Origin of the sequence: Virgibacillus necropolis (assembly GCF_002224365.1) — a bacterium.
In the GTDB taxonomy this organism is placed as follows: Bacteria; Bacillota; Bacilli; order Bacillales; family Amphibacillaceae; genus Virgibacillus_F; species Virgibacillus_F necropolis.
Window position 1 is genome coordinate 1,702,879 of sequence record NZ_CP022437.1, and the last position, 15,085, is coordinate 1,717,963.

Here is a 15,085-nt window from a genome sequence, read left to right on the forward strand (position 1 = left end):
GTGCGAACTTTTATATACTATACTTAGCATTTGCATTTATATGTATTTATTGATTGAAAAATTGGAGGATTCAAGGATTATGAGACAACGTAATAAACCATGGGCAGATGACTTTTTAAATGAGCATCGCGATCTTGTCATCGTAAACCCTAAAGAAAATAAAAATAAATGGAAAGACATTTTTGGTAATACAAACCCAATTCACCTGGAAATTGGAACTGGAAAAGGACAATTCATTGTGGGGATGGCTAAGCAATATCCTGCTATCAATTTTATTGGTATTGAAATGGCCAAAAGCATAACAGTGGATGCAGCTCAAAAGGTTAAGGAATCAGGGCAAGAAAATTTAATCCTGCTAAATGAAAACGCGAATGATCTAGAAGAACTATTCGCTGAGAATGAAATTTCAACAATCTATTTGAATTTTTCAGATCCGTGGCCGAAAAATCGTCATGAAAAAAGACGGTTGAGCTATCATACATTTTTAGCAAAGTATGAAAAGGTTTTGAAAGAAAATAGTGAGTTAATAATGAAGACAGATAATCGCTTATTATTTGAGTATTCACTTGTAAGCTTCTCGAATTATGGATTGAAATTGGAAGAAGTGAGTCTTGACCTACATCAGTTAGATGATCCCACCAATGTAATGACGGAATATGAAGAGAAATTTTCTAGTAAAGGTCAACCTATTTATCGCTGTCAGGCTAAATTTCGATAATTATAGTGAGAGGATTTGATCTAGATCAAGCTTTTTAAAGATATCGGGTTATATCTATTTATTATTGCTTTTATTAGCGCAGGCGTTAGCCATTTTATATTTGTCGATGGATTTGCAAATATGTTTCCAGAATTTGTTCCCTTTAAAAGATCTATTGTCTTTGCATCAGGCTTGGTCGAGTGGTTACTTGCTATTTTGTTATTAATTCCTAAAACCAGGAATAAGGCTGGCAGATACACGGCTATTTATTTGGTAATTATTTTTCCAGCAAATATTTATGCCGCTATTTATGGAATCCCAGCGCCCTGGTCTGCACAAACAGGCCAAGTTGCTTTATGGATTCGGTTGCTATTTCAACCTTTACTGATTTGGTGGGTACTTATAGTATCGAGAGATAGCAAGACTTCCTAGTTTGCAGAATTTTACATATTTCGCTACACTGATTAGTAGAGGGGGATAAATTGATGGAAACTTTACAAATTGGAAGAGCTAAATTGACGTGGTTGAACGGCGGAGTGAATTTTCTTGATGGTGGTGCCATGTTTGGTGTTGTACCGAAAGCATTATGGAGTAGAAAATATCCACATAATGATAAAAATCAAATTGAACTTAGAACAGATCCGATATTGTTACAATTAGATGATAAAAATTATGTAATTGATTCTGGGATGGGTAATGGGAAGCTTACTGAGAAGCAGCTGCGAAACTTTGGGGTCCTTGAAGAATCGGCTATTGATCAATCTTTAGCAGCGCTTGGGTTGACTACCAATGATATTGACGCTATGTTAATGACACATCTTCATTTTGATCATGCGTGTGGGTTAACGAAACCGACAGAGGATAGTAGTTATATACCAGTATTTGAAAATGCAGCCATTTATACATCAGACGTAGAGTGGAACGAAATGCGTAACCCAAATATACGATCCGTTAATACATATTGGGAAGAAAACTGGAAGCCAATTGAAAAACAGGTAACGCCTTTTGAAAAAGAAATTCAGATTACCGATGGATTAAAAATGATTCATACAAGCGGTCATAGTGACGGTCACTGCATCATTGTATTTGAAGACGGGGAAGATTCGTTTATTCATATGGCAGATATCATGCCTACACATGGTCATCAAAATAAACTCTGGGCATTAGCATACGATGATTATCCTGTTACTTCTGTGCATCAAAAGGAAAAATGGATGGACTACGGTTACTCGAAAAAGGCTTGGTATACGTTCTATCATGATGCCTATTATCGTGCAATTCAGTTTGATGGAAAAGGAAAAAAAATTGATGAAGTAAAGCGTGAACGCTACGAGTATAAATAGAAATTAAGCTATCCTGAATTTGAGGATAGCTTCTTTGTCTTATGTGACAGGCTAAAGCCCTTTTCTCTACTGGCTCTTGACTATGCTTCGTCGTGTGAGCAAGTCCAATTCGCTTTTCTTGATCCAGCTGTGTCATAAGCAATGAACACTAAAATGCTGAGGCCATGTGTGTGGCTTTGAATAAAGCTTGACCATTTCAAATAAAGTTCGATAGTAGAAAAAGTATAGCCATGATATAAGGGGGGGTCACCTTACTTGAAAAGAGTACAAGAAATTATGACATATCCTGTTTATGCAATGGATACATTTTTATAATTCAATGGGTATGTTTATTGACAGTGATCAATCCACTGCGGAATGATATCACATCGGACAAACTTCGGGAAGAACAGGAAGCAAATAGAGAATAGTAATGTCATGGGGATGAGAAAGGAATGTTTATAAATGAGATTAAGTGTACTGGATCAAGCACCTGTTACCAGTGATAATACGGCCGTTGATGCTTTGAAAAAAGCGGAGGAGCTGGCAATATTAGCAGATGAATTAGGCTACCATCGTATGTGGATGGCGGAGCATCATGATACAAACGCCTATACCAGTTCAGCACCGGAAATAATAGCGGCACATTTGGCCGCCAAGACGAAGAATATTCGCATCGGTACGGGCGGCGTGATGATGATGCATTATTCGCCATTAAAATTAGCTGAGGTATTTAAAACGCTTAGTGCCTTTTCTCCCGGCCAGATTGATTTTGGTGTAGGAAGAGCTCCTGGAGGGGACAGAAATGCTATTTATGCCTTATCTGAAGGACGTCAACCGATGGTAAACAATATGTATGAAAAATTTAATACAGCATTAAAGTTGATCAATGATGAAGTGCCTGAAGATAGCTTGTACAGCGGAATTTCAGCAACACCATCAAAAGTCATTTTACCGGAAGCCTGGATGTTGGGATCAAGCGGCAATAGTGCACTGCAAACAGCACGAATGGGGGTTGGTTATTCCTTCGCTCAATTTTTCAACGGTGAAATGACCAAAGAGATTTTAGATGCATATAAACATCATTTCCAGCCTTCCGTATTTATGGAAAAGCCGGAAATTAATGTAGCCTACATGGTAACAACGGCTGAAACAAAGGAAGAAGCCGAGTTTGAAGCCCTGCCGCAGGATATTTCCCGATTATGGTTAATGAAGGGGAAAATGGATCAAGCGTTAACCCCTGAAGAAGCTCAGAACTATCCATTGACTGAAATGGATCGCATTACCATTAAAAATAATCGTAAATTGCATTTAGTCGGATCAGCAAAAGAAATCGCCGCATTGCTGCAAAAAGAACAGGTGCAATATGGATTTGATGAAGCGATGATCTGCAGTATCCCCCATTCACAGGAAAAACGATTAGAAGTTTATCGTTTATTGGCGCGAGAGTTATTTTAATATAATAAATTAGAGATTAAAATACTATATAATGGCAATCATTATTAGCCTAGTATGGTATGGAATAATCGTATACCGAACAGTTTTATGTTATTTCCAGAATCGGGTCGCTATTCATTAATACTGTAACTCTATGAAGTATTGAGGGTGCTAAAAATGGATTATAATCAAAATCGTCAAAAGCAAAGCGTGGATGATTTGATTTTTGGAGTAATAGGAATGGTGAGTATAGTTATAATGGCATTATTTGAAGCATCGGGTTTAAATATCTTATTAGTAGCATTACTTGTTGTAACTATTAAGTTAGGATGGAACAAATTAAATCCAAAGTCAAAGAAGGATAAGAGCTATAATAAAACTATAAGTACCATTTTGGGATCCTCGATATTATTGCTTGTAATCATATTTCTTTATGTAAGCAATTAATCATTCAATAATTCTGTAATAGGGGCCACTAGTTGAACAGGTATTGGTCTTATGAAGGAGACTTTTTATGAAAAAATGGTAACTAGCCGTTTATTACTTGAGCCATTTTTGGTGTAAATATTTGAAGAGATGGTTGACGATAAGATTGAGGATTGATAATCTAGTAGTAGAAAGGTCGTTCTATCTAACTGAAGGGGAAGTGCATGACATGAGTCGATCTATAAAAAAAGAGACATTACTTAACGTAGCTGAACGTTTATTTTATGAACACGGATTTCGTGGAGTAGGATTGAAACAGATCATCAGTGAAGCGAATGTAGCAACGATGACACTATATAATCATTTTTCTTCCAAGGACAATTTGGTCGAGGAAGTACTTAAGCAGCGGGAAGAACGTTATTGGTCTTATTTGGATTCACATGTAGAAATGGATTCAGATTCTCCTTTCATCCTTGCTGTTGAAGCTCATGGACGTTGGTTAAAAGAACAATCTTACAAAGGAGATATGTTTTTAAGAGCGATAGAAGATTATGGGGGGACTGATAATGAAATTGAAAGTATTGCAAGAGGACACAAGTCCAAATTGCTCAAGTATTTTCAACTATTGGCTCAAACGAAAGGAAAAGAGAACGAACGTGACTTAGCTAACCAACTAACATTGTTACTCGAAGGTACAACATCTATGACGACACTGATTGGGGCAGAGAAGGCAACAGAATATTCTATTGCGATGGCACGGACGCTTGTCCAACATACATCGTAATTTTTTTGCTTATTTACTAGAAAGGTCGTTCTATATAAAAAGTTAGGATGGATAACATGAAATTTTCAAGGTTAGTATTACCTGGGGTTACGATGATTGCAGTCACTTATGGGTTAGGGAGGTTTAGTTTTGGGTTGCTTCTCCCCGCGATGAATGAATCACTTAAAATGTCTGAGTTTGTATCAGGGATGATTTCTTCGCTGTTTTATCTAGCTTATTGTTTCACGATCATTCTATCCACTGTGATCACTACAAAAGAAGGGCCAAGAAGGATGATTATCTTAGCTGGGCTATCAGCCTTTGTTGGATTGTTGTTGATGTCTATTACTCCAAATGCATGGGTGCTAGCGTTAGGAGTGTTATTTGCTGGAGGAAGCACAGGTTTGGTATCCCCACCTTATGGAGCGGCAATATCGCTTTGGATTATAGAGAATAGGCAAGGGAAGGCAAATACATGGATCAACTCAGGAACTAGTCTTGGTATAGTCCTTTCTGGAGTAGGGGCAATTTTACTAACACCGAATTGGAGACTCTCGTATTTGATTTATGCTATCTTGGCATTCCTCATATTGATATGGAATTTCCGAGCGATTCCGAAAGTAGGGGCGAGTTCGAAAATAATGTTTAAAAAAGGGAACCTCTCTATACGAGGAGTAAAAGGAGCCATCCCTTTGATTTTGGCATCTCTTATTCTGGGGATTTCCACAGCTCCCTTTTGGACATTTTCTAGATCTTTTATTGAAGTGGCTGGTGATTATAGTGATTGGCAGCTTTCTGGATTTTGGGTCATCATAGGGATATTTGGTGTATTGGGAGGGTTTTCCGGTTCTCTAATAGAAAGAAGAGGACTGTCTTTTGCTTATAAGTTAGGGAGTTTAGCGATTGCTTTGGCTTCGATTATTCTATCTGTTACAACTGGGAATTGGTTAATGTCTTACTTATCGGCTGGAATTTTTGGTTGTTCCTATATATTTTTAACCGGAGTTCTTCTTGTATGGGGAATCCGTGTATTTATTACGAATGCATCATTAGGTATTGGCGTTCCATTTTTACTTTTGGCGGTGGGACAAGTAATAGGTTCCATACTCGCTGGATGGTTTATTGGCACATGGGGCTATGTTACTTCCTTTATACTTTATGGATTAGTCGGCATGGTAGCTACCCTTATAGGCCCAAAAAAGAGTTAGAAAGATAATGTTTTGATATGCATATGAACAAGGAAGTGATTAAGCACACACTCTAAAAAACATAGCTTTAAAATGAAGCACTATTTAATAACAACAAAGTAGGCTTTTTTCATATGATATTTTGAGGTGAAAAAAATGCCAATAGTAAAATATACAAGTCCAGACGTTGACTTAATGGCGAGGATGATGAGAGCGGAAGCTGTAGGTGAAGGAAAACAAGGAATGTTGTACGTGGGAAATGTAATTGTTAATCGGGCTAAAGCCGATTGTCTAGATTTTACAGATGTAAGAACAATTCGAGATGTCATTTTTCAAGTACAAGGAGGAAATTATTCCTTTGAAGCTGTTCAAAAGGGTAGTCTATTTTATAGAAGAGCAAGATCTGTTGAGAAAAGATTAGCAGAAAAAAATTTGAAATTTTGGAGACAATACCCAGCGAAATATGCTCTTTGGTATTTCAATCCATATGCTCCATGTCCTCCAACATGGTACGGTGAGCCTTTAACTGGTCGTTATAAAAATCATTGTTATTATGAACCAGCAGCTGGAACATGTCCTAGTGTTTATTGAGTTATTGTTTTTCTCCGGGAAAACAAGTTATGCTAAGCGGAGGTTAGTTTAAATATAAGGAAAGAATCCATTTTGAGCATACCAAATCATTTCAAAATGGATTCTTTTAATTTATCGTAAAATATGGGTTTGTGAGGTATTTTTAATCAAACTTTATTCGGCATGCATTCTACAGTTCCTTGTTTATGCGTCCGCTTCTGACCAGTCGCCTCCGCTTTCCTTGATCTAGCTGCGGCTCCTAGCGGTTAGCAAATAGATAGTCCCGATGAAATGTACGTAAAGTTCAACGTACATTCATCAGTTCTATCTATTTGTACACCGCTGACCAGTCGCCTCCGCTTTTCTTGATCTAGCTGCGGCTCCTAGCGGTTAGCAAATAGATAGTCCCGATGAAATGTACGTAAAGTTCAACGTACATTCATCAGTTCTATCTATTTGTACACCGCTGACCAGTCGCCTCCGCTTTTCTTGATCTAGCTACGGCTCCTAGAAGCTGCCGTCATAAGCAATGAACACTCCGAATGCTAAGGCCATGCATTCTACGGTTCTTTGCTTATGCGTCCGCTTCTGACCAGTCGCCTCCGCTTTCCTTGATCTAGCTGCGGCTCCTAGCGGTTAGCAAATAGATAGTCCCGATGAAATGTACGTAAAGTTCAACGTACATTCATCAGTTCTATCTATTTGTACACCGCTGACCAGTCGCCTCCGCTTTTCTAATTACTTTGCTACTTTTTTCTTTGATTTGGTGGTTTTTGGTTTGGCTGGCTTTGGTTTTGGTTTGTTTTTCTTTGCTTTGTCGAGGGAAGCTTCTAATGCGTCCATCAAATTCGTAACATTGTCATCTGTCGTACTTGGTTTATTTTCACCAATTACGACATCTTCATTATTTTTCTTGGCTTCAATTAACTCAAGTAAGGCAGTTCGGTAATCGTCATTATACTTTTCAGGTTCGAATGTAGTTGTAAGTTGTTCGATAAGCATTTTGGCTGTATCTAACTCTTTCTTTGCTGTATTTGATTCTTCTGGTATATTAGGAACGTCTTTAACTTGTCTTACTTCATCTGGGTAATGAATGGTTTCAACAATTAGCGTATTTTCATAAACGCGTATAACTGCTAGCTGTTCTTTAGATCTAATGATCATTTTTGCAATTCCGATTTTAGATGTGTCTTTTAAGGCAGAACGCAATAATCCATATGCCTTCCCCCCACCCTCGTTAGGGGATAAAAAATAACTTTTTTCAAAATAAATCGGATCAATTTCTTCTAGTTTAACAAAGTCAACAATTTCGACCGCTTTGTCTGCTTGCTCTTTTTTCAACGCTTCTAAATCTTCTTCATCTAAAATGACAAATTTATCTTTTCCATATTCATATGCTTTGACGATTTCATCATTTTTTACTTCACGATCGCAATTGGGACATGTACGTTCATATTTAATAGGGGACTGACACTCTTTATGCAGCTGTCTTAGCTTAATATCTTTATTTTCAGTTGCAGCGTGCATCTTTACTGGGATATTTACAAGTCCAAAACTGATGGTGCCTTTCCACATCGTATGCATGTACAAAAACTCCTTTTTCTTTTATTTTCCCGAGATTGTTTTATTTTATCCGTGGTTATTTTTCGTGAAATGAGCCACTTTAATTAGTAAAAGGGAGGCCATCTTGGATGAAATTAATGCATCCGATCGCACGCGCACAAATACCTACTGAACCTGGTTGGGTTTATGAAGTAAAGTATGACGGGTTTCGTTGTATTTTGCATTGGGAGAAAGGTAATATAAAGCTAGTAAGTAGAAATGATATAGATTTAACAGATAAGTTTCCTGAGATTATCGCGTTTTGTTTGGCGAACCAAGACGTACTATCTAAACTCCTGCCATTAAAAATTGATGGTGAGCTGGTAATTATTAATAATGCGTTTCAGGCAAACTTTTCCGCAATCCAAAAGCGAGGGCGTTTAACGAAGAAAGAAACCATTAATAAGGCATCTGAAGCGAGACCAGCAACATTTCTTGCATTTGATTTATTAGAACAGAAAGGTTCACCATTGATCAAGAAAACACATATGGAACGGAAAAAACTGCTTCTTGCATTTTTTAAATTAGCCAAAATTAATTGTACTATTACACGGTTGAATCGATTAAGTTTTGTTCCATCTTATGAAAATGAAAGGGATTTATGGGGATACGTTTTTGATCATAAAGCTGAAGGAATAATAGCTAAACGAAAAAAAAGTTTCTATGGTTCTGGCAAGCATCATAATGACTGGTTTAAAATAAAAAACTGGCGGACGCTTGACGGGATTCTTACCTCTTTAGATACCAAAAATGATTATTTTACTGTGAAAGTTAATGAAGGGGATCATCTAGTTGAGGTCGGAAAATGCAAACATGGGGTTGATAGTAGCGAACTTACTACATTACGTGAACTATTTGTTTCCAAAGGAACTAAAAAAGGGAGTGAACATGTACTTCCACCTGCGATTTGTGCTGAAATAAATACACTTGATTTTGTTAAGAATGAGCTCCGGGAGCCATCGATTAAAAAGCTATTAGTAAATAACTCTGCAGCAGATTGTACGCGTGCTAAAATGCAAATAGATATGGCAATGATTCCAGCAAGTATCGAACCTAGCAATACAAATAAAATTTTTTGGCCCGCCAAAGGACAAACTAAAGGAGATTTACTTATCTATTTACGTGAGATATCACCGTATATGCTTCCTATGTTGCGTGATCGGATATTAACTGTCATTCGATCTCCTGATGGGGTGAGGGAGCAATTCTTTTTTCAAAAACATCTTCCAGACTATGCACCGTCATTTATAAAAAGTTTACCAATTGATGATGAAATTTTTTTCATTTGTGATCAATTGGAATCGCTTCTATGGTTCGCAAATCATGGTGCAATCGAATATCATACACCATTTCAAACAGTTGGTGATCCAAATCCTATTGAAATTGTATTTGATTTAGATCCACCTGATCGCAGCCGATTTCCGCTTGCCATTCAAGCAGCAAACATACTCAAACAATTACTTGATGATTTAAGTCTGGTTTCCTTTGTAAAAACATCTGGGAGTAAAGGAATACAAGTTCACATTCCGATTCCGAAAAATAGTTTAACGTATGATGAGACAGGAATCTTTACCGAGGCCATTGCAATGACCATTGAAAAAGAATACCCGAAACTGTTCACAACAGAAAGATTAAAGAAAAATCGGAGTGGACGGATGTATATCGATTATATTCAGCATGGCAAGGATAAAACAATCATTACTGCCTATTCACCAAGAAAAACAGAGGATGCTACGGTTGCGACACCATTGTATTGGGAGGAAGTGGGAGAGGGTCTAACGCCAGAGATGTTTACCATTAATAATGTTGTAGAACGTGTACAAATGCTTGGGTGTCCATTTACTGGATACGCTGACATAGGTGAGACTCAGAAGATGGAAAATGTACGGAGCTTATTGGAAAAATAAAAAATAGTGCAAGCCACTAATGGATTGCACTACTCTATACGTTTATGCAGTTTGTACAGATCCAATAACTGCTCCAGTCTCTACATCAACATAAAATTCATATTGTTTGTTTTCGCCATCAATACTTCGTGTTACACCGCCACGATAAGCATGGTAGAGCAGGCCATTTTTCTCAACTTCTTCAGGTTTCATATAGATCCATGAACCACTAATAGGACCTTGTTTCTTAAATGTTTCCTTTGCTTGCTTTAATGCTTTTTCAGGTGTTATTTTCTGATATTGTTCGATTTGTTGTTTAGCCAAATAGCCCACTGCTACACCTAATCCAGCTGCCAATGCTGCTTTTTTTACACTCACTTTATAATCACCTCATACATTAGTTTGATTACGAATACAATTTGTTGAACACTTTACGTTAGTATAACGCAAAAGTTTATAAATAGAAAATAATATAACATAAGTGTTGCATGGTGGAAAGTGAACAAAGTTTTCCGTTATACTGTGTTTAGTACATAGTATATCGAATGGGGGATAATATATGAAACAAGATACACTGGATTTATTTAAAACGCTTACAGAACTACAAGGTGCACCAGGTAATGAACATTTAGTACGCAAATTTATGAAAGGTGAACTAGGGAAGTATTCAGATGAGATTATTCAGGATAATCTTGGTGGGGTATTTGGTGTAAAAAATGGCGACGGCCCTAAGGTCATGGTTGCCGGTCATATGGATGAAGTTGGTTTTATGATTACTCAAATTACCGAAAATGGTATGCTCAGGTTTCAAACATTGGGTGGTTGGTGGAACCAGGTTATGCTTGCGCAACGTGTACAGATAATGACTGATAATGGACCAGTTATTGGGGTGATTGGGTCTATCCCTCCACATAATTTGACACCAGAGCAACGCAAGAAACCAATGGAAATGAAAAACATGTTAATTGATATTGGTGCTGATGATAAAGAAGATGCGAAGAAAATCGGAATTAAACCAGGACAAGCTGCTGTTCCAATTTGTCCATTTACTCCAATGGCTAACGACAAAAAAATTCTTGCAAAAGCATGGGACAATCGTTATGGTTGTGGTCTTGCTATTGAGCTTTTAAAGGAACTTAAAGGAGAAACATTGCCGAACCAATTATATTCTGGTGCTACTGTACAAGAAGAGGTTGGGTTGCGTGGCGCGCAAGTTGCAGCGAATATGATTCAACCAGATATTTTCTATGCACTTGATGCATCACCTGCGAATGACATGTCGGGCAATAAAAAAGAATTTGGACAGTTAGGGAAAGGTGCCTTATTGCGTATTTTTGACCGTACAATGATTACCCACCGTGGAATTAAAGATTTTATCTTAGATACAGCTGAGTCAAGTAACATTCCTTATCAATACTTTATCTCACAAGGTGGTACTGACGCTGGGCGTGTTCACCTTTCAAATGATGGAGTTCCATCTGCAGTTGTTGGAATTTGTTCCCGTTACATCCATACATCTTCATCGATAATCCATGTAGATGATTATGCTGCAGCTAAAGAATTGCTTGTTAAATTAGTAAAAACAACAGATAAAAGCACGGTAGAACAAATTCGTAAAAATAGCTAGACTAAATTTGCCACTTCCTATTTGTGTTGTGGCAATTATTTTTTGACAAAGGATGATCATCATGAAAATAATTATTGGTTCCATGAACAAAACAAAAATCGAAGCGGTTAAAGAAGTATTTCCAACTGATCAAGTATTAAGCTATTCGGCTGAGTCTTCTGTTTCCGCGCAGCCATTTTCAGATGAGGAGACAAGGACAGGTGCCATTAACCGTGCAAAAGATTGTATAGCAATGAATCCAGATGCAGTAGGAATTGGACTCGAAGGCGGTGTAATGGATGTAGATGGTCAATTGTTTCTATGTAACTGGGGGGCAATGATTGACTTAAAACAACACGTACATACCGCTAGCGGTGCTCGAATTTTATTGCCAAAAGAAATTAGTGAACCTTTAAGAGATGGAATAGAACTGGGGGACGTCATGGATTCTTATGCAAAAAAACAAGGCGTTCGCCATAATGAAGGTGCAATTGGTATCTTCACCAATAGCCTGGTTTCTAGAAAAGACATGTTTTTACATGTAGTCACATTGCTGCGTGGGCAGTGGGAATACTGGCATGATAGTAATTTAAAAAGCAGCGAATAGTTATCCGCTGCTTTCTAGATTACTCATATAGATAACTTAGGACTTCAAGCGCCTGATCGACTGTTTCTACCGTAACGTTTGCCTTGTTGGATAGTTCTTTTAATGGATGGATTAAAGAACTAGGTCTGACAAGGATGGTTGGTTTATTTTGTGCTAGTGCTGCACTTGCATCCATTGCTGTATTCCACTGTTTATATTGTTCGCCAAATAATGCAATCACAACATCTGATTTTCCCAATAAAACCTCTGTACGGAAATTATTAATGCTAGAAGCGGCATCATCTTTATAAACATTTTCCGGTTGTTCTCCTAGAATATCTTCACCGACATTATCGGAACGGTCATGATTTGTTTGTGGCCCGACAAATGTAAGTGGAAGACTTTTTTCTTTCGCTTTCTTTTTAACTTCTCCTCGCCAATCATCATGAATTTGTCCTGCTAGATATACCGTTAAATTCATAGGTATCCCTCCAATAGTATATTTATTAATTCTTATAGTAAGGCTTTTGCGGATTAAAATGAAATAGTTTGTTTATAAGAGGTTGTTTAAAAAGTCACCAAATGATAAATGGCGAATTTCTTCGTTCCTTGAAAAAGAAGAACACTTTTTCTGCGTGCGAAGTAATGCTTCGGGGGTAATTCAAGTGCTCAGTTTTTCCGGTCCTCAAAACCTTCGCGCCTTGAACTTGACGCACAGGACGTGCTCATGTCGACTTTGCAACAGGACGCCTGAGTTCTTTGTCGACCTTGTTTCTTTGCTGACTTTTTTAACCGCACTATAAAAATGGAAAACTCGATATTTGAAACGTTAAGGAAACAAAGCTATGATAGTAGCGGAGGTTGATATCGTTATGGAAACTTTAAAATCAGAAGAACAATTTAATAAAATGATTAAGGATGAAAATGTACTAGCTTTATTTTCGGCCGATTGGTGTCCAGATTGTCGAGTGATTGAGCCAATCTTGCCTGAAATCGAAAAGGCGTATCCGACATATAAATTTGTTTTAATTGATCGCGATCAATTTATAGAAATATGTCAAGCGTATGACGTTTTTGGAATTCCAAGCTTTATGGCATTTAAAAATGGTCAGGAAGCTGGTAGGTTTGTAAGCAAGGATCGTAAAACGCAAGAAGAAATTATTGAATTTATAGAAGGTTTACCAGCATAAAACCGAGGCCGCTGAAAAAGTGGTGGATTTTAAAAATTTAACTTTTCACCTTAACTTAGCATCTCGAATATACGGAGACTCCTCGAAAAAGAAAAGCACTTTTTCTTCGTGCGATGTCTTTTCAGGGAAGCCTTCCTTATCCTGCGGGAAGCAAGAGATCGGTGAGACCCCGCAGGACGGCAGTCCGAGGAGGCTCGACACTCGCCCTAGGTGCGCGAAGTATATTCGAAGATGCGATGGTAGATCCACATATTTTGTACTATATTTAACTTTTTCAGTGGCCTCCATAAAACCTTCGAGGAGGCACTAAAATGAAAATGACAAGCTTGAAAATGAAAAAAATACTGGAGGAACGTTTATCGAATTCAGCATATAACACCTCCTATAATCGTGATAAAGATACATTTCGCGTGGAATGGAAAACGACAAAACAAGGAATGTCCATTACGATGCCGAATGTAGTCGCAAAATATAACGAACGTGGCGATGAAGCTGTTGAAGAGTTAGTTGAACATGTAACAGAAGCATTACGAATTATGAATGAGGATCATCAATTAACTGGAATGGAAAAACATATTTATCCTGTAATTCGTGCTACATCTTTTCCGACTGAAACAAAAGCTGGTAACAAGTTAATTTGTAAAGATCATACAGCAGAGACTCGTATTTATTATGCATTAGACCTTGGGAAATCCTATCGCTTGATTGATGAACCTTTGCTAGAAAAAGAAGGATTCACACCAGAACGTTTAAATGAAATTGCAACATTTAATCTTCGTTCGTTGAAGATAGATATGAAACAAGACCGTGTAGCAGATAATGATTTTTATTTTGTTGCACACCAGGATGGCTATGATGCAAGCCGAATTTTAAATGAAGCTTTCTTAGAAGAAATGAAAGCAAACTGTAAAGGGGAGCTGGCGGTTGCAGTTCCACACCAAGATGTATTGATTTTTGCTGACATACAGAACAAAACAGGGTATGATATATTAGCACAAATGACGATGAAATTTTTTGCTGAAGGTAGAATACCGATTACATCATTATCGTTTATTTATGATAATAAAACACTAGATCCAGTATTTATTCTTGCAAAAAATCGACCAGAAAAAAAGTAAGGAAGGATGAACGTGATGGATGTTTTTTATAATCCGAAGGGAATTGGCGATGTATTAGTTATTCCATTTGAAGATGGAGATAGATACAAGATACGCCACGAGGCATTTGGTGATATTACAAAAATAACAGATGACCAAGGAACTATTCTCGGCTACAATATTTTTCAAGCTTCCACGCATTTTAGTATAGAAGGCACTGGAAAGATTGAGCTTACAGTGGCAATACATGATAAGATCAAAAATCTTTTTGAAGAAAATAATTTACATGATGCAGTAGATTGGGACCTGAGTCCAGCCTTTGTTGTAGGTTATGTAAAAGAAAAGACACCACATGAAGATGCAGATAAATTAAATATTTGTCAAGTAGATATTGGTGAAAATACGTTACAAATTGTATGTGGTGCACCGAATGTTGATGTGAATCAAAAGGTAGTAGTAGCCAAGGTGGGGGCTGTTATGCCAAGTGGACTTAAGATTCGACCGACAAAATTACGTGGGGTACCATCGAACGGTATGATATGCTCACAAAAAGAATTAGGACTTCCAAATGCGCCAGTTGAAAAAGGTATCTATGTGCTTGACGATAGTTACGCAGTTGGAGAGGCATTTAATTTTTAATAGGAGCAACCTAAGTCACATTGTGGTGACATAGGTTGTTTTTATTTTTGAGAAATACTGCTAAAATAGAGATGACA

General features: G+C 37.5%; 17 protein-coding genes. 14 read left to right on the top strand and 3 right to left on the bottom strand.

The window, feature by feature from the left end; translation table 11 throughout:
- Window positions 1–79: 79 nt before the first annotated feature.
- From trmB to CFK40_RS07965, 8 genes are all read left to right on the top strand, one after another.
- Window positions 80–718, top strand: coding sequence for a tRNA (guanosine(46)-N7)-methyltransferase TrmB (trmB, locus tag CFK40_RS07930; RefSeq protein ID WP_089531795.1), 639 nt, complete (start codon window positions 80–82; stop codon window positions 716–718).
- 120 nt (window positions 719–838) lie between these two features.
- Window positions 839–1,129, top strand: coding sequence for a DoxX family protein (locus CFK40_RS07935; RefSeq protein ID WP_319418039.1), 291 nt, complete (start codon window positions 839–841; stop codon window positions 1,127–1,129).
- Window positions 1,130–1,182: 53 nt separating this feature from the next.
- Window positions 1,183–2,040 (top strand): YtnP family quorum-quenching lactonase, encoded by an 858-nt coding sequence (locus CFK40_RS07940; protein ID WP_089531797.1) that lies wholly within the window; start codon window positions 1,183–1,185, stop codon window positions 2,038–2,040.
- Window positions 2,041–2,484: 444 nt separating this feature from the next.
- Complete coding sequence (locus CFK40_RS07945; RefSeq protein WP_089531798.1) at window positions 2,485–3,477, top strand: LLM class flavin-dependent oxidoreductase; 993 nt, start codon at window positions 2,485–2,487, stop codon at window positions 3,475–3,477.
- A gap of 156 nt (window positions 3,478–3,633) precedes the next feature.
- On the top strand, window positions 3,634–3,903 hold the full coding sequence (locus CFK40_RS07950) for a hypothetical protein (protein ID WP_089531799.1): 270 nt from the start codon (window positions 3,634–3,636) through the stop codon (window positions 3,901–3,903).
- Between the two features lie 208 nt (window positions 3,904–4,111).
- Window positions 4,112–4,666, top strand: coding sequence for a TetR/AcrR family transcriptional regulator (locus CFK40_RS07955; protein WP_089531800.1), 555 nt, complete (start codon window positions 4,112–4,114; stop codon window positions 4,664–4,666).
- Between the two features lie 56 nt (window positions 4,667–4,722).
- Window positions 4,723–5,853: an MFS transporter gene (locus tag CFK40_RS07960; protein WP_089531801.1), complete on the top strand. Its 1,131-nt coding sequence runs from the start codon at window positions 4,723–4,725 to the stop codon at window positions 5,851–5,853.
- A gap of 135 nt (window positions 5,854–5,988) precedes the next feature.
- Entirely contained in the window at window positions 5,989–6,423 is a 435-nt protein-coding gene (locus CFK40_RS07965; protein ID WP_089531802.1) for a cell wall hydrolase, read from the top strand.
- Window positions 6,424–7,140: 717 nt separating this feature from the next.
- Here CFK40_RS07965 and ku read toward each other — a convergent pair.
- Window positions 7,141–7,986, bottom strand: a complete 846-nt coding sequence (gene ku, locus CFK40_RS07970; protein WP_089531803.1) for a non-homologous end joining protein Ku — start codon at window positions 7,984–7,986, stop codon at window positions 7,141–7,143.
- A 107-nt stretch (window positions 7,987–8,093) separates the two neighbouring features.
- Between ku and ligD the strand changes: the two genes are divergently transcribed.
- On the top strand, window positions 8,094–9,911 hold the full coding sequence (gene ligD, locus CFK40_RS07975) for a DNA ligase D (RefSeq protein ID WP_089531804.1): 1,818 nt from the start codon (window positions 8,094–8,096) through the stop codon (window positions 9,909–9,911).
- Between the two features lie 42 nt (window positions 9,912–9,953).
- Here the strand turns inward: ligD and CFK40_RS07980 are convergent, their stop codons facing one another.
- Window positions 9,954–10,268 carry a PepSY domain-containing protein gene (locus CFK40_RS07980; protein WP_089531805.1) on the bottom strand — a complete coding sequence of 105 codons (315 nt, stop codon included), beginning with the start codon at window positions 10,266–10,268 and terminating at the stop codon, window positions 9,954–9,956.
- 181 nt (window positions 10,269–10,449) lie between these two features.
- Here CFK40_RS07980 and CFK40_RS07985 point away from each other — a divergent pair, with 181 nt between their 5' ends.
- Window positions 10,450–11,517, top strand: coding sequence for a M42 family metallopeptidase (locus CFK40_RS07985; RefSeq protein WP_089531806.1), 1,068 nt, complete (start codon window positions 10,450–10,452; stop codon window positions 11,515–11,517).
- Between the two features lie 61 nt (window positions 11,518–11,578).
- Window positions 11,579–12,103: a DUF84 family protein gene (locus CFK40_RS07990; RefSeq protein ID WP_089531807.1), complete on the top strand. Its 525-nt coding sequence runs from the start codon at window positions 11,579–11,581 to the stop codon at window positions 12,101–12,103.
- A gap of 19 nt (window positions 12,104–12,122) precedes the next feature.
- On the opposite strand, the gene CFK40_RS07995 is transcribed toward CFK40_RS07990, so the two are convergent.
- A complete protein-coding gene (locus CFK40_RS07995) occupies window positions 12,123–12,563 on the bottom strand; it encodes a YtoQ family protein (RefSeq protein WP_089531808.1) in 441 nt (146 codons plus the stop codon).
- Between the two features lie 391 nt (window positions 12,564–12,954).
- Here CFK40_RS07995 and CFK40_RS08000 point away from each other — a divergent pair, with 391 nt between their 5' ends.
- The 3 genes from CFK40_RS08000 to ytpR all read left to right on the top strand — a co-directional run bounded on the left by CFK40_RS08000 (window position 12,955) and on the right by ytpR (window position 15,008).
- The gene (locus CFK40_RS08000; RefSeq protein ID WP_089534330.1) at window positions 12,955–13,272 is read left to right on the top strand and encodes a thioredoxin family protein; all 318 of its coding nucleotides are present in this window, start codon (window positions 12,955–12,957) and stop codon (window positions 13,270–13,272) included.
- Between the two features lie 311 nt (window positions 13,273–13,583).
- Complete coding sequence (locus CFK40_RS08005; RefSeq protein WP_089531809.1) at window positions 13,584–14,390, top strand: DUF1444 domain-containing protein; 807 nt, start codon at window positions 13,584–13,586, stop codon at window positions 14,388–14,390.
- A gap of 15 nt (window positions 14,391–14,405) precedes the next feature.
- Window positions 14,406–15,008, top strand: coding sequence for a YtpR family tRNA-binding protein (gene ytpR / locus CFK40_RS08010; protein ID WP_089534331.1), 603 nt, complete (start codon window positions 14,406–14,408; stop codon window positions 15,006–15,008).
- Window positions 15,009–15,085: the final 77 nt, after the last annotated feature.

Excerpts from the sequence above, each read along its gene's own strand:
- ytpR (WP_089534331.1), top strand. The coding sequence starts at position 14,406 with ATGGATGTTTTTTATAATCCGAAGGGAATTGGCGATGTATTAGTTATT.
- CFK40_RS07955 (WP_089531800.1), top strand. The coding sequence starts at position 4,112 with ATGAGTCGATCTATAAAAAAAGAGACATTACTTAACGTAGCTGAACGT.
- CFK40_RS07950 (WP_089531799.1), top strand. The coding sequence starts at position 3,634 with ATGGATTATAATCAAAATCGTCAAAAGCAAAGCGTGGATGATTTGATT.
- CFK40_RS07960 (WP_089531801.1), top strand. The coding sequence starts at position 4,723 with ATGAAATTTTCAAGGTTAGTATTACCTGGGGTTACGATGATTGCAGTC.
- CFK40_RS08000 (WP_089534330.1), top strand. The coding sequence starts at position 12,955 with ATGGAAACTTTAAAATCAGAAGAACAATTTAATAAAATGATTAAGGAT.
- CFK40_RS07985 (WP_089531806.1), top strand. The coding sequence starts at position 10,450 with ATGAAACAAGATACACTGGATTTATTTAAAACGCTTACAGAACTACAA.
- CFK40_RS07965 (WP_089531802.1), top strand. The coding sequence starts at position 5,989 with ATGCCAATAGTAAAATATACAAGTCCAGACGTTGACTTAATGGCGAGG.
- CFK40_RS07990 (WP_089531807.1), top strand. The coding sequence starts at position 11,579 with ATGAAAATAATTATTGGTTCCATGAACAAAACAAAAATCGAAGCGGTT.
- trmB (WP_089531795.1), top strand. The coding sequence starts at position 80 with ATGAGACAACGTAATAAACCATGGGCAGATGACTTTTTAAATGAGCAT.
- ku (WP_089531803.1), bottom strand. The coding sequence starts at position 7,986 with ATGCATACGATGTGGAAAGGCACCATCAGTTTTGGACTTGTAAATATC.
- CFK40_RS08005 (WP_089531809.1), top strand. The coding sequence starts at position 13,584 with ATGAAAATGACAAGCTTGAAAATGAAAAAAATACTGGAGGAACGTTTA.
- ligD (WP_089531804.1), top strand. The coding sequence starts at position 8,094 with ATGAAATTAATGCATCCGATCGCACGCGCACAAATACCTACTGAACCT.
- CFK40_RS07995 (WP_089531808.1), bottom strand. The coding sequence starts at position 12,563 with ATGAATTTAACGGTATATCTAGCAGGACAAATTCATGATGATTGGCGA.
- CFK40_RS07935 (WP_319418039.1), top strand. The coding sequence starts at position 839 with ATGTTTCCAGAATTTGTTCCCTTTAAAAGATCTATTGTCTTTGCATCA.
- CFK40_RS07940 (WP_089531797.1), top strand. The coding sequence starts at position 1,183 with ATGGAAACTTTACAAATTGGAAGAGCTAAATTGACGTGGTTGAACGGC.
- CFK40_RS07945 (WP_089531798.1), top strand. The coding sequence starts at position 2,485 with ATGAGATTAAGTGTACTGGATCAAGCACCTGTTACCAGTGATAATACG.